Raw genomic sequence first — 300 nt, 5'->3', positions numbered from 1 at the left:
GATCGACAAAATTTTCTTGCACATATTTTGTCAGTAATTCTTTCTGTTCGGATTCACTTAATTCTACCGGTAAAGCTAGGTTAAATTCTTTTGCATACCGTGAGTTTGATTTACGATCGTTCTTTTCAACTTCATTCCATAATTGTTCTCGATCACTGGCCCATTCTGGTGCATTTCTGGGGGTTAAAATAAAGCTTTCTGGAATTACCGATCGGGCATATAAATATCGGCGACCTTCTTTATCATCAAATAATTTTTCACCACTTCGATAAGCCGCACTGGCAATCGCACTTCGTCCTT

The 300-nt window shown here is 38.3% G+C and carries 1 protein-coding gene; it reads right to left on the bottom strand.

The features are described 5' to 3' along the window. Nucleotides 1-300 (bottom strand): MobA/MobL family protein (locus ACKTR2_RS10645; protein WP_407885110.1); only part of this gene is annotated, 300 nt, incomplete at both ends.

The organism is Furfurilactobacillus curtus, from assembly GCF_045862785.1.
Classification (GTDB): domain Bacteria; phylum Bacillota; class Bacilli; order Lactobacillales; family Lactobacillaceae; genus Furfurilactobacillus; species Furfurilactobacillus curtus.
The sequence above is the reverse complement of the archived record's forward strand: the minus strand, read 5'-3'. Positions and strand labels throughout refer to the sequence as shown.